Source organism: Actinoalloteichus sp. GBA129-24, assembly GCF_001941645.1.
Classification (GTDB): domain Bacteria; phylum Actinomycetota; class Actinomycetes; order Mycobacteriales; family Pseudonocardiaceae; genus Actinoalloteichus_A; species Actinoalloteichus_A fjordicus.
This window is the reverse complement of sequence record NZ_CP016077.1, coordinates 692,899-706,234: the sequence shown is the minus strand read 5'-3', so window position 1 is coordinate 706,234 and position 13,336 is coordinate 692,899. Positions and strand designations below refer to the sequence as shown.

The following is a 13,336-nucleotide window of genomic DNA, read 5'->3' as shown; positions in this document are numbered from 1 at the left end:
CAGCCGCCGCACTGCCCTGATCGGGCGTCACCCGTACGAAGGTGAATGAACGCCGTCGTCACCTGCGGCGACAATCGATCGGTCGCCCCAGACCACGGCCGGACGTCGTCGTGGCGTCGAATCGACGTGGCCGTCGAACGCCGTTCCGTCCGCCGACCACGCCGACCACGCCGACTACGCTCAGCCCAAGTCGCGCAGTCGCTGTGCCGTCTGTTCCGGCGTCGCGTCCCCGATCCAGACGCCCATGCCGGATTCGGAGCCTGCCAGATACTTCAGCCGGTCCGGGCCCCGAAGAATCGAGAACAGCTCCATTCGCAACCAGGAGAACTCCCGATCGGTGCGCACGGGTGCCTGATGCCAGCCCGCGATGTAGGGCAGCGGCCGGTCGTAGAGCCGATCCAGCCTGCCCAGGACGTCGAGATAGACCTCGGCGAACTCGTCGCGTTCGTCGGCGGAGAGTGCGGGCAGGTCCGGCACCGGCCGATGCGGGATGAGCTGGACCTCCACCGGCCACCGGGCCGCAGGCGGGACGAAGGCGGTCCAGTGCTCGCCGGAGTGGATCACCCGAGTCCCGGCGGCCCGTTCGGCGGCCAGGATGTCGCCGACCAGATGTCTGCCGTGCTCGATGAGATAGGGCCCGGCCATCTCCAGGTGGCGCGCCGTCCTGGGCGTGACGAAGGGGTATCCGTAGATCTGGCCGTGCGGATGATGCAGCGTGACGCCGATCTCCTCGCCGCGGTTCTCGAAGCAGTAGACCTGTTCGACGCCGGGCATCTCGCTCAAGGCGGCGGTCCGATCCGCCCAGGCGTCGACGACGGTCCGCACGCGACTGGCCGGGAGCTGCCCGAAGGAGGTCGTGTGGTCGGAGGTGAAACACACCACCTCGCAGCGGCCGGTGGCAGGGAACGAGGTGACCAGCGGCTCGCCGTCACGTTGGAGCACCACCGACGACGTCTCCGGCAGGTCTTGGGCGAACGACGGGAACCGGTTCTCGAACACGACGACGTCGTAGTCGGACTCGGGGATCTCCGAGGCGGGCCTGCCGGGCGCGCTCGGGCACAACGGGCAGGCGTCTGCGGGCGGCTTGTACGTCCTGGACTGGCGATGGGCGGCGATCCCCACCCACTCGCCGGTGAACGGGTCGCACCTCATTTCGGGGCGCGGATCTCGCGCGGGCAGCTCACGCGCGTCGACGGCGGTCCGCGTCGGTGCGGCGTCATCCTCGTCGAAGTAGATGATCTCCCGACCGTCCGCCATGCGGGCACTGGTCCGGCGCACCTGGTCACCTCCGTGAAAGCACTTGCTGACCCCTGGACGGATCGTAGGAGGCTGTCATCCTGCCCGGTCAACCGGCGCGGCCGGGCAGCCGAAGCGTGAAGAGGGCACCACCATGCGGCGCCGTCCCCACCGATGCGCTGCCGCCGTGTCGCTCGGCGGCCTGCTTGACGATCGCCAGCCCGAGGCCGGAACCGGGCAGAGTCCGGGCCTCGGAGGAACGATAGAACCTCTCGAACACGTGCGGCAGGTCGGCCTCCGCGATGCCCGGCCCCTCGTCGGCGACGGCCAGCGCGACCCCGCCGACCATCTCCTCGGCGAGCGTCACCCGCACCACCCCGTCCGTCGGACTCCATTTCGCCGCGTTGTCCAGCAGGTTCAGCACCGCCCGTTCCAGCGCGTTCGCGTCCCCGAGCAGCAGCCAGGGGGTCAGCGAGACCTCGAACTCGATGTCCGGCGCACGGCGCCGCGCCCGGTCGACCGCCCGTTCGATCACCTCGACCAGGTCGACCGGTTCGTGCACGATCTGCGGGGCGTCCTCCCTCGCCAGCTCGACCAGGTCGCCCACCAGGGTCGACAGCTCGTTGATCTGGGCACGCACGTCGTCGTAGATCTCCTCGCGATCCTGCTCGGCGAGTTCCGGCGCGTTCGGACGGTTCGAGGCCAGCAGGAGCTCGATGTTGGTGCGCAGGGACGTCAGCGGAGTCCGCAATTCGTGGCCTGCATCGGCCACCAGCCTGCGCTGCCGTTCCTGCGACTCGGTGAGCACGCCGAGCATCGAGTTGAAGCTGGTCGTCAACCGGGCGAGTTCGTCGTCCCCGGAGACGGTGATCGGCCGCAGGTCGCCGGTGCGGGCGATCCGCTCGGTCGCGGCGGTCAGCCTGCTTACGGGACGCAGCGCGGTCCTGGCCACCGCCGTGCCCGCAGCCGCGGCGACACCGACCCCGAGCCCGCCCGCCACCGCGAGCACGAGAGTCAACCTGCTGAGAGTGGCCTTGATGTCGTCCAAGGGCTGCGCCACCACCAGGCTCGCACCCGGCTGGATGGGCAGCGTGATCACTCGGCAGTCGGAGGCGACGTCGGTACGCAGCGAGTGCGACAGCTTGCCCTGGGCGACCGCCAGCTCGTTCGGCCCGACCGGCGGCTCCTTGTCCCCGCCGAAGACGACGTCGCCACTCTCGTAGACCTGGGCGATCCGCACATCCGCGGCGGCGAACAACGCGGCGGGTGCGGACTCGAGCCGGGCGTTCGCGACGCGAGGACCCTCCACCGCCTGGGTAGCCCGCTCGAACAGGCTCGCGTCGAGCTGGTCGTAGAGGCTGTTGTACACCGTCACGTAGGCGCCGAGCGAGGTCAGCGCCACCGCGCCGCCGACACAGATCGCGGCGAGCAGGGTGACCCTGGTCCGCAGCGCGACTCGCTGTCGCCAGCTCTCCAGTCTGCTGGGCGATCGGTTGTGCTCCTCGTCGGCGAATCCGACCGTCACGGAGCCGTCTCCCGGAGCACATAGCCGACGCCGCGAACCGTATGGATCAGCCGGGACTCCCCCGCTCCCTCGGTCTTGCGCCGCAGGTACCCGATGTAGACCTCCAGCGCGTTCCCCGAGGTCGGAAAGTCGTATCCCCACACCTCTTCCAGGATGCGGCTGCGAGTCAGCACCTGTCTCGGGTGGGCCAGCAGCAGTTCGAGGAGGGAGAACTCGGTCCGGGTCAGACTGATCGATCGCTCGCCCCGCCGCACCTCTCGCGTGCTGACGTCGAGCGACAGATCCGCGAAGCACAACGGCGGCGGCAGGTCGCCCTGTCCGTCGTCGGGGTCCGGCGTGGCCCGGCGCAGCAGGGCCCGCAGCCGAGCCAGCAGTTCCTCCAAGGCGAAGGGCTTGGGCAGGTAGTCGTCGGCCCCCGCGTCGAGACCCGCCACGCGATCCGACACCGCGTCGCGGGCCGTCAGCACCAGGATCGGCAGGTCGTCGCCGGTCCCTCGGAGTCGTCGGCAGACTTCGAGGCCGTCGAGACGCGGCATCATCACGTCGAGGACCATCGCGTCGGGTCGCTCCCCGGTCACGGCGTCCAAGGCCTGTCGGCCGTCAGCGGCAAGCTCGACCTGATAACCGTTGAACTGCAGAGACCGTCGCAGCGACTCGCGTACGGCACGGTCGTCGTCGACCACGAGGATGCGCATGTCGCCAGTGTCACCTCTCGCCCTGAGAGCGACCTGAGAACGCGCCGACGATCCGTGTCGACCGCTGCGGGCGGATCAACGACGGGCACGGTCCGACAGCAGACCTGCGAGGTCAGGCACGGTCGGTGGTGCAGACACCGTCAGTGCGTGGGGTCCTTCGGCAACGGGGCGTTCCACCGTCGCCAGAGCGCGAGGACCCGAAGCCCGACCACCAGCGTCGAGCCGATCAGGACGACCGGCCCGGCAGGCAGGCCGAGCATCTCACCCGCCCCCACGACGACGGTGCCGACCAGTGCGGCCACCGCGTAGATCTCCCGGCGCAGCACCAGCGGAACCTCGCGAAGCAGCAGATCACGCAGGATTCCGCCGCCGATCCCGGTGATGAGGCCGATCAGGCAGGAGGTGTAGACCGGAGCGCCCAGTGCGAGCGCGGTCGCCGTGCCCGAGGTGACGAACAGTCCGAGTCCGACCGCATCGGCCAGCAGTACCGCGCGTCGCAGCCGGGCGAGCTGCGGGTGGAACTGGAATGCCAGCAGCCCGGCGGCGCCGGAGACGAGCAGGTAGCGCCAGTCCTGGAGCGTCGTGGGCGGATGCACGTCCAGCATCAGGTCTCGGATGACACCGCCGCCGAGTGCCGTCACCATGCCCAGCACCACGACGCCGAACAGGTCGAGTCTGGCTCGCACCGCCGCCAAGGCCCCCGACACGGCGAAGGCCGCGACGCCGAGGAACTCCAACACGAGAAGCACGGAATCGGAGCGTACGGATCGGCGCGCGGTGCGGCAGAACAGCCCGCTGCTGCCGATTCTCGGCCGTGCCGCCCGACCTGCGGCCACGTCCTCGACCACACCGGGCGCCGGACCGCGACCGCCGCCGGCGGCGGTTGATCAGGGAGCCGTGCGCGGAAGCCGGTCGACGGCGCGACGGGTCAGGATTCGCGAGCAGGCTCGGTGAGGACCTCGGCGGAGAACATCGTCACAAGCTCGATGCCACCGATCTCGGCGAGGTTCTCGCCTGCGCGACGCCATTCCGGCGACCGTAAGGCGGCCCGCATCTCCTCGACGGAGGCGAAGAACATCTCGGCGATCAGGTAGGGCTCGACGTCGCCGAGGAACCCTGCCAGGTGCACCCGGTCGATCCTCGCGACCTCGGTCCGCAGCAGGCCGGGAGTCCTGGCCACCAGCGGAAGGTGCTCGGCGAAGTAGCGATCATCGAAACCGCCGTCGGTCGGTCTCCGGTACAGCGCGATGTACTTGATCATGAGGCCACTCCACGGTCGGCTTGGCGAGCGAATGTAACAGTCGCCACAGGCGGACCGGCGCCGTGCGAACTCCCCCGATCTCGGGATGCACTCTCAACTCGAATTGATCAACCTGAAAGTTTCCTACAGCGTGGCGTAAGCAAAGCGAGTTCAAACCTACACCTTCGGTCTAGTGATTCACCCTATCAGCGGTATACCTAGATGGCGCTGAGCAACTGCTCTCCATTGCAAAAGCGGGCGGAACAGCGGCGCCCCAGCCGCTCGCCAGTACCCGATCCGCTGCCGAGACTGCCCCTGGACGGCCGAACATCGACACACCGGAGACCTGAACTGCGCTGGTAGTGCCCTCGGGCACCGAGTCGACGCGAAGAAACTTCGCCATTACGACACAAAGCACAGGCTGGTTGGAACCGCAAGACGGGCATGGCAGTCGAAAAGGACGGCACCGCATACGGCGGGTCGCCCATCCGGGTAGCCTGTCCCAAACCGCAGCAAGCATGGCCCATGCCGATCAGGCAGGCTGGCAGGAGATGTCAAGTCCGTGGTTGATCGCAACGATTCGCCCCTGGCGGAACACCTTCCGCAGCAGGACCGCGAGGTGCGACTGCTGCTGGAGTCCGGACGCGTACTGGAGGCGAACGCCCTCTTCGACGAGGTCGTCTCCGGAATGCCACCAGGCGAGGATGATCGCTGGCGACGCGCCACCGTGCTGGTGCATCGGGCCGTGGTCGCCTTCCGACTCAGCCGGATCCCACTGGCGCTCGAACTCGCGGCCGAGGCCTGGGTGGAGTTGGACGCAGAGCGCCCGGAGGGCACTGCCGCCGCCCAGACCATCGGAATGCTCGGCTATCTCGTGGAGAGCATCGGGCACCGCCGTGCCGCACTGGACATGATGCGGGTCTCGGTCGAACTGGCCCGCCGCGCAGGCCACGCCGAGACCCTGGCGCACTGCATGCAACGGCTCGGCGGCACCTTGAACATGCGCGCCGCCGAGGCACCTGCCGACGACGCGAAACGGATCTTCGCCGAGGCTCGAGGCATGCTCGACGAGGCCTTGTCCCTGGTCGGAAACGGCTTCCTGCACCGAGCGCTGCTAGCGGCGTACAGCAGGTCGCTGGCCGGACTCGGCGAGCTGGCCGAAGCGGAGGAATTGGCGCAGCGGGCCCTGCACCTCAACGAGATCGCGGAAGACCGATGGGGCCTGGCCGTCGCCAACTGGGTCCTCTCCGGTGTTCGCCGCACCCAGGGTGCGCTGCCCGCAGCACGAACCCTGGCCAGCCGTGCGGTCGCCGAGGCCGACCGAGTCGGCGACACGATCATGCTGCGCCGCGTCACCCAGGACCTGGCCGACATCTGCGCCGATCTCGGCGACCACGTCGGCGAGGCCGAGGCACTCCGGCGGGGCATGGCAGCGGGCGGCAAGATCCTCGACACGCTCCAGGAGGCGTTAGGACAGGCGTTGGAGCAGCGCAGGCTGGCGGTCCAGGCCCAACGGGTCGCCGTCGCTGCGCAGGAGGCTGCGGCGCGCGACCCGCTGACCGGGCTGGTGAACCGGCTCGGGCTGGAGCGCACCGCACCACACCTGATCAAGCGCACGGCCTCCCGAGGACGGGTGCCCTGGCTGGTGCTCGTCGACGTCGACTGGTTCAAGGACGTCAACGACGACGCGGGTCATGCGGCAGGCGACGCCGCCCTCCGCGAGATCGCGCAACTCCTGCGTCGGGAGTGCCGCGCCGACGACCTGGTCGCGCGCTGGGCAGGCGACGAGTTCGTCATCCTGCTCGTCGATGTGAGCGACGAGCGGACCGAGGCGGGCCCCACCGTCGCCGAACGCATCCGGGCCGCCGTCCACGGCCACGACTGGCGCCTCGTGCTCGGCAAGACGACCAGGCCGCCCACGGTCAGCATCGGCGTCGCGGCCGGACCCGCACAACTCGATCAGCTCTTCACCGCAGCGGACAATGCGCTCTACCGCGCCAAGCGGCAGGGCCGCAATCGCGTGGAGGTCCAGCCCTCCACAGGCGACGAGCTGAACACCAGGGCCGCGAGCACCCTCACCACGCGCTGACTCGCGCCGCCGTTCCCGCCCGCTCATGCCTCGGTGCGGCCTGCAGCGAGCCGATCATCTGGTCCACGACGTCCCCTCGGCGGGCCCGCCACACCATGCTCACCGCCGAGGAGGGGGCGGGACTACGTCGCGCTCCGCCGAACCACGGCAGTACCGCCGCATCGAGACCCGACCGTGGGTCGGTGTCGGCAACCGGGTTCCTCGCCTCGACTGCGGGCCGCTAGGATGATGAGGGACGTGACGGGGGTTCGGAACCCGCCACGACCACCGCACGACACGGCCTCGTAGCTCAGGGGATAGAGCACCGCTCTCCTAAAGCGGGTGTCGCTGGTTCGATTCCAGCCGGGGCCACCACGCTGACCAGCGGCGGAGCGTCTTCAGATGCTCCGCCGTTCGTCGTCTCGGGATCGTTTTGGTCTGGTCCGAGCGCGGAGACATCCGTTCCGAGCGGATCTGGCGCACGATCGCCGCGACGCCGACGAGTACGACACCGGAAGACGGCACGACAACCCGATAGCGCAAGGCCGCCACTCCCAGCGGCGTTCTGGCCACCGCGTCTGGTGCCGAGCGCGGAGATCACCGACGCCGTGCCGATCAATATTTCGACTTATGCACTCACGCGGTCACCCGCGCGTTCGGAGTAACCCGGCACACGCATATGACGACAAAGCCGGTCCGAATCCGTCGGCCCGTCGCACCTGTCCCCGATCGGGTGAGGGCGGAATAGGAGCCGCGGAGCACGAGTTGGCAGTGACATGCCATTGACCGGTGAGTATGCACCCAGCACGTCGGAACGGACTCGCGAACAGGTGGAGCTTTATGAATCGTCTGGCGGAACCGAAGGCACCACGCTCCAGGGACTGCCCGTCATCGTGCTCACGACGCTCGGGGCCAGGTCGGGCAGGCTCCGCAAGAACGCGCTGATGCGTGTCGAGCACGAAGGCTCCTACGCGGTGGTCGCGTCACTCGGCGGCTCGCCGAAGCATCCGGTCTGGTACTACAACCTCCGCTCGGAGCCGAGGGCGGAGTTGCAGGACCTGACCGTCAAGAAGGACTACATCGCCAGGGAGGTCACCGGCGACGAGAAGGCCGTGTGGTGGAAGCGCGCTGTCGATGCGTTCCCGCCCTATGCGGAGTACCAGCAGAAGACCACGCGAGAGATCCCCGTCTTCGTGCTGACTCCTGCGGAGGACTGAACTCTTCCCTCCGCCAAGGTCTCGCCCCGCCACGTCTCGCCCCGGCAGGTCTAGCCTGCCGGGATGCCGCAGGCCTGCGATCGGGTGCCCACGATCGCCGAGAGCGATCCGGTGCCTGCCGATGGGAGGAGCTGATCGCGCGCCTCGGGGCGTCGTTCACCGGGCATCGCCCCGCCCGCGATAACGGTCGAGCCCGCTCCGCAGGCCTGTCAATCGAGTACTTCTCACCCGGATGGCGTGATCTCGCGCGCTCCCTGCCTCGATTCACCTCCGTAACATCGACAGGGGAGGCCGCCGCCGCGCAGTCGGCAGGCGCCGCGATATGGACGGCCGCACGGCGAAGGGGACACGACATGAATCAGGTCACGGTCGCCGCCGCTGCGGGCACCGCCATCGTCGACGCGGTGGCCGCCGACTCGTGGCGCCAGGCAGTAGACGAGGTCACCAACTGGTGGCGGCGGTTCCGCCCTTCCGACGTGCAGACCATCGAAGCCGAACTGGTGGAGGTCCGAGACGAGATCCTCGCGGCCCCCCAGAACGACTCGGACGGCGCCGCGACGATGGCAGAGCTGGCGGTCGAGTGGAAGCGCAAGCTCGCCAGGTTGATCAGGGACGACCCGACGGTCGAGGCGGAACTGCGCCTGCTCCTCGACGAGCGTCTGCAGCCGTTGGTTCCGACAGGCCGCCGACAACGGATCGGCCAGGTCACGATGACCGCCACCTCCCATGATCACAGCCGGGTGTATCAGTCTGCGGGCGACATGACCATCAACGAGCAGTGATCCTGGAATTTGTCCCGGTGTGCGGGTCGCCGCCCGCCTGCCGCCACGGCGGGCTGTCGCGCCAGCCGGACACCGGCGTCTCGATCAGCAGGCGACAGCACGGCAGGTTGGGCAGCGCACCGGGATCGTGGGCGTCTACGCTGCGGATCGCCTACTGGTGAGCCTCGCCTCGGCAGGCCCTCGCGCCCCGCGTCCCACCAAGGATCGACTCGCCCGGCCCAGGTCGCCGTCGCCGGACGAAGGCGGTGATCACCTCGTGAGGGCGATCCACACGCGGCGAGGGTCGCCTCGTCCAGCAGGCTGATCGAGGAGCCGGCGCAGGTGATCATCTCCCTGAGGACGTCGTTCGACCCCGCTGAGGTCGGGGAGTTGTACGACTCCGTCGGCTGGTCTGCCTATACCCGAGACCTCGCGAAGCTCGTCCGGAGCCTGACCGGCTCTCCTCTCGTCATCACCGCTCGGGACGAGTCGGGTGAGCTGCTCGGACTGGCCAGGACGGTCTCGGACGACGAGACCGTCTGCTACGTCCAGGACCTCCTCGTGCGACCCGCCGCCCAGCGGCCGGGCATCGGTCGAGCCCTTCTCCAACATCTCGATGAGCGCTACCCGCACTGTCGATCCTTCCTCCTCACCACTGATCGAGGATCGACCGAGGACGGCCGGAAGTCACGCGCCTTCTATCGAACGTTCGAACTGATTTCACCGGAGGAACAGGAATTGGCGGTGTTCGTCAAGCCCATTCATCGCCGCTGACTTCTCCACCGGAACGACGCAGGTCGCGAACACGTCGGATCAACTCTCCTCGGATGGTCGGGCCGACCGGTTCGCTAGTCCGACGTGCGGCCGACCGACTGCCGGTCAGCGCCCAATCAGGCGATTCAGCGCCAGCCGCGTGCCGCCGTGATCCCCTTCTAGGACGTCGCGGGCTTCGGCCGTCGGGCCTTGTCCGGGCCGCTGAAGGACGATGAACACGATCATCGCGGTGGCGATCTCACGAGTTCACCCGATCGTGGATCACGACTTCCTGCACACTCGCTCCACGGCCACCGCGATATCCGCACCTAGGTCGTAGATCGTTCATCAACTTGCATCGACCTGCGACGATGCGGCCGTCGGCGATCCTTCGCGCGACGACAGGACCGATACCGATACGAGATCGTGTCAGCGAACGGACGACTGCTTCTGGTTAAGCGGCCACGAACTTGGAACAATCTACGTTGCCGGATCGTTCGAATATTGACAAGCCCGCCCGACGGTTACTCCATCAGGGTAAGCAGGCGAGGCGCCTCAGGACCGGAGGTGGCTGCACTGAAAGCTTCCGCACTGAACACGTTAGCCGCGCACACCCCTGATCTGTTGTCCGATCAACCGAACCTGCGGCTTTCCCCCCACCTCGCCTGCCGCACAACCGTCTTCTCCGACAACCCGGCGACCCACGCATTAGACACACCGAGATTTGCCGAATCCGTCACGACGCCCGGAGGTCCTGGAATGAACGCCACCACGCCTGCCGCCGCCGGAAGCACGCTGGCATCGGGAATCCGTGCCGAGTCGGGTCGCCGAGTCGGCAACCTGATCCGCGAGTCCGCCCCCGAACTCCGTCTCGGGTGCTCGGTCCCTCAAGTCGTCGGTGACCTGACCGTCACCGACGATTGAGCCGGCCGTACGAGCATCGGACCCGGTGAAGGGCCCCCCGTGACATCGAACCGCCCGCCGGATCACCCGGATCACGGCGGGACGTACTCCGCAGAAGGTCATGACGCATCCCGCGTCTACCAGGCACAGCGGGACATCGTGATCGGCGAGACCTCCGTCGAGTCTCCGCCGATCGCCGTGGTGCATCAGTTACGCGGCCTGTCAGAGGGCAGGCCGGACCTCTTCGTGGGGCGAGAAGCCGAGGTCGAGCTCCTGCGTTCGTCGTTGAGTCCCGACCAGGAACGACAGGTCACCACCACCGTTGTCTCCGCGGTGGCCGGGATGGGCGGGATCGGCAAGACCGCGCTCGTTCGTCATGTCGCCAGGATCGCGGTGGACGAGCAGTGGTTCCCGGCGGGTGCGCTGCTCGCGGACCTGCACGGCTACGACTCCTATGCGTCGCGTCGCGTCCTGGCCCACCACCTCGTCGGTCCGCTGCTCCGCGCCATCGGCGTGGCCACCCTCGACCCGACTCCGGCGGGCCAGTTCGCCCAGTACCACCGCCAACTCGGCAGACTGGCCACCCGCAACAGGGCGCTGCTGCTGATCCTGGACAACGTCGCGGACCAGGAGCAGATCGAGGCGCTGCTCCCGGCGGAGCGACTGCATCGGGTCCTGATCACGACTCGCGAGCCGCTGAACGCCGTGGTCGCCGACCAGAACCTGCGGCTGGGTCTGCTCGACGAGCAGACCGCCGTCGCGCTCGTGTCCGCGACGATGGTCAAGGCCTGGTCCGCCGATCCCAGGGCCCATGCCCAGCCCGCAGCGATGCGGGAGCTGATCAGGCTCTGCGACATGCTGCCGCTCGCCCTCGGCATCGTCGCGGGCATCCTGGTCGCCGAGCGAGACCTCACCCTGGCGGACATGGTCGACGAGCTCCGTGACGGCGCCACTCGACTGGACGTCCTCACCGACGGAATCCGCGCCGTCCGCACCGCGTTCGACCTCTCCTGGGATCGGCTGCCCGCCGACCAGGCCCGCCTTCTGAGCCTCGTGGCACTGAATCCCGGACCCGACTTCGCACTGGACACCGCCGTCGCGCTCGCGGACCGGCCTCGCCAGCAGACGCACACCGCACTCCGCGCCCTGGTCGGCGCACATCTGCTGGAGCGCACCAGCAGCAGGCGGTGGCGAGTCCACGACCTGATCCGCCTCCACTCCGCCGAGAAGCTCCGGGATCACGAGGGCGGAACCGGGGACGAACGCCAACGGGCGCTCGCGATCACGCGAATGCTCCAGCACTACCTCACGTCCGCGGACGCCGCCGCCGCGCACTTCGACGGCGCGCCCGCGACCACGCCCCGATTCCCGACTCATGAGGCCGCGCGCCGCTGGCTCGACGAGGAGCGGGGCAACCTCCTCGCGGCCGTGGTCCTGGCGCTCCCGTCGCATCCCGAGGTCGCCCTGCATCTGCCGTTACGGCTGGCCCGGTACCTGCACCGCCAGCGGCACTTCGACGACATGATCACCGCCCACCAAACCGCCGTCCGCGCCGCCCGCCGCCTCGGGGACCGCCGGGCCGAAGGTACTGCGCTGAACAACCTGGGCACCGGCCTCCAGGAGGCGAGGCGCTTCGAGGAGGCCGTGGCTGCGCATCAACAGGATCTCGCCATCTGTCGCCGCATCGGCGACCGGCACGCCGAGGGCACCGCGTTGAACAACCTCGGCATCGCGCTCCAGGAGATTCGACGCTTCCCCGAGGCGGTCGACGCACATCGCCAGGACCTCGCGATCTGTCGGGAGACCGGGGATCGCGACGCCGAGGGAGTGGCACTGAGCAACCTCGGCATCGCCTTGCAGGAGACGGGACACCTGCACGAGGCCATGACCGCCCACCAGACGGCCGTCGACCTCTACCGGGAACTGGACGATCCCGGTGGACAGGCGGCGGCACTGAACAACCTCGGCATCGCCCTCCAGGAGTCCCAGCGGTTCGAGGACGCCGTCGAGACACATCGCGCCGCGGCAAGCCTCTATCGACAGGTGGGCGACCGCCCTGCCGAGAGCCTCGCCCTGAGCAATCTCGGTCTCTGTCTGCGCAGGCTCTCCCGGATCGAGGAGGCGGTGGCCGCACATCGCCTGGACCTGGTGATCTGTCGGGAGACCGGCGATCGGCACGCCGAGGGCATCGCCCTGAGCAACCTCGGCATCGCCCTCCAGGAGATCGGACAGCTCCCCGAGGCGGTCAGCGCCCACCAGGCCGCCGTGGACCTCTATCGACGACTCGGGGACCGACACGGACAGGCCGTCGCGCAGAACAACCTCGGAGTCGCCCTTCGGCAGCTGCGCCACCAGGAACAGGACGGCATGTCCGGGGCCGAGGGCGGCCGTAGCGGCTCGTCCGATCGGGCGGCAGACAGGTCGGGGCCTCGGGTCGACCACGCGGACGAGGCGGCGGCGGGCGGTTCGCGAACCGGCCGCACGCTGAGCAATCTCGGCCTGAGCATCATGCGGCTGCTCCGATCCGAGGACGTCATCGAGGCACATCAGCGCGCGACCACGCTGTTCCGCGAGACCGACGATCGGCACGGCGAGGGCATCGCCTGGAACAACCTGGGGCTCGCGCTCCAGGAGGCCGAGCAGTTCACCGAGGCCGCCCCCGCGCACCGACAGGCCGCCGAGCTGTTCCAGCAGACCGAGGACCGCCGAGGTCAGGGCATGGCGCTCCAGCATCTCGGGTTCGCATTGGACGCGGCGAATCTGCGGGCGGAGGCACGGTCCGCATGGCGGTCGGCCCTGCAGGTCTATGTCGAATGCGACGACCAGCAGCGCACGCTGACGCTGCGCAGGATGCTGATCGACGCGGGCGATCACGACCTGCCCGGCTGAGCCCGTCCGCACCTGCGGCGAGGGCAGCCCGCCGCGCCCAAAGAGAGTG

The 13,336-nt window shown here is 68.8% G+C and carries 12 protein-coding genes and 1 tRNA gene; 8 read left to right on the top strand and 5 right to left on the bottom strand.

Features of this window, described 5'->3' with window-relative positions; translation table 11 throughout:
* Positions 1 to 180 precede the first annotated feature (180 nt).
* From galT to UA75_RS03290, 5 genes are all read right to left on the bottom strand, one after another.
* Complete coding sequence (gene galT, locus UA75_RS03310; RefSeq protein WP_075738769.1) at positions 181 to 1,278, bottom strand: galactose-1-phosphate uridylyltransferase; 1,098 nt, start codon at positions 1,276 to 1,278, stop codon at positions 181 to 183.
* 67 nt (positions 1,279 to 1,345) lie between these two features.
* Positions 1,346 to 2,761, bottom strand: a complete 1,416-nt coding sequence (locus tag UA75_RS03305) for a sensor histidine kinase (RefSeq protein WP_083682885.1) — start codon at positions 2,759 to 2,761, stop codon at positions 1,346 to 1,348.
* Positions 2,758 to 3,456: a response regulator transcription factor gene (locus tag UA75_RS03300; protein WP_075738767.1), complete on the bottom strand. Its 699-nt coding sequence runs from the start codon at positions 3,454 to 3,456 to the stop codon at positions 2,758 to 2,760. The genes UA75_RS03305 and UA75_RS03300 overlap by 4 nt, the downstream gene beginning before the upstream one ends.
* Before the next feature lie 140 nt (positions 3,457 to 3,596).
* On the bottom strand, positions 3,597 to 4,205 hold the full coding sequence (locus UA75_RS03295; RefSeq protein WP_075743353.1) for a trimeric intracellular cation channel family protein: 609 nt from the start codon (positions 4,203 to 4,205) through the stop codon (positions 3,597 to 3,599).
* A 179-nt stretch (positions 4,206 to 4,384) separates the two neighbouring features.
* Positions 4,385 to 4,717, bottom strand: a complete 333-nt coding sequence (locus tag UA75_RS03290; RefSeq protein WP_075738765.1) for an EthD family reductase — start codon at positions 4,715 to 4,717, stop codon at positions 4,385 to 4,387.
* A gap of 541 nt (positions 4,718 to 5,258) precedes the next feature.
* On the opposite strand from UA75_RS03290, the gene UA75_RS03285 reads away from it, so the two are divergent.
* The 8 genes from UA75_RS03285 to UA75_RS03260 all read left to right on the top strand — a co-directional run bounded on the left by UA75_RS03285 (position 5,259) and on the right by UA75_RS03260 (position 13,287).
* Positions 5,259 to 6,785: a sensor domain-containing diguanylate cyclase gene (locus UA75_RS03285; RefSeq protein ID WP_232237610.1), complete on the top strand. Its 1,527-nt coding sequence runs from the start codon at positions 5,259 to 5,261 to the stop codon at positions 6,783 to 6,785.
* 278 nt (positions 6,786 to 7,063) lie between these two features.
* A tRNA-Arg gene (locus UA75_RS03280) sits at positions 7,064 to 7,139 on the top strand.
* Between the two features lie 401 nt (positions 7,140 to 7,540).
* The gene (locus UA75_RS03275; protein ID WP_075738763.1) at positions 7,541 to 7,981 is read left to right on the top strand and encodes a nitroreductase family deazaflavin-dependent oxidoreductase; all 441 of its coding nucleotides are present in this window, start codon (positions 7,541 to 7,543) and stop codon (positions 7,979 to 7,981) included.
* Between the two features lie 353 nt (positions 7,982 to 8,334).
* A complete protein-coding gene (locus tag UA75_RS03270; RefSeq protein ID WP_075738761.1) occupies positions 8,335 to 8,763 on the top strand; it encodes a hypothetical protein in 429 nt (142 codons plus the stop codon).
* Complete coding sequence (locus UA75_RS32485) at positions 8,760 to 8,924, top strand: hypothetical protein (RefSeq protein ID WP_157433969.1); 165 nt, start codon at positions 8,760 to 8,762, stop codon at positions 8,922 to 8,924. Before UA75_RS03270 ends, UA75_RS32485 begins: the two co-directional genes overlap by 4 nt.
* Before the next feature lie 160 nt (positions 8,925 to 9,084).
* Positions 9,085 to 9,516, top strand: a complete 432-nt coding sequence (locus UA75_RS03265; RefSeq protein ID WP_198042907.1) for a GNAT family N-acetyltransferase — start codon at positions 9,085 to 9,087, stop codon at positions 9,514 to 9,516.
* A 738-nt stretch (positions 9,517 to 10,254) separates the two neighbouring features.
* Positions 10,255 to 10,419, top strand: coding sequence for a hypothetical protein (locus UA75_RS32480; RefSeq protein ID WP_157433968.1), 165 nt, complete (start codon positions 10,255 to 10,257; stop codon positions 10,417 to 10,419).
* 39 nt (positions 10,420 to 10,458) lie between these two features.
* The gene (locus UA75_RS03260; RefSeq protein ID WP_075738759.1) at positions 10,459 to 13,287 is read left to right on the top strand and encodes a tetratricopeptide repeat protein; all 2,829 of its coding nucleotides are present in this window, start codon (positions 10,459 to 10,461) and stop codon (positions 13,285 to 13,287) included.
* Positions 13,288 to 13,336 lie beyond the last annotated feature (49 nt).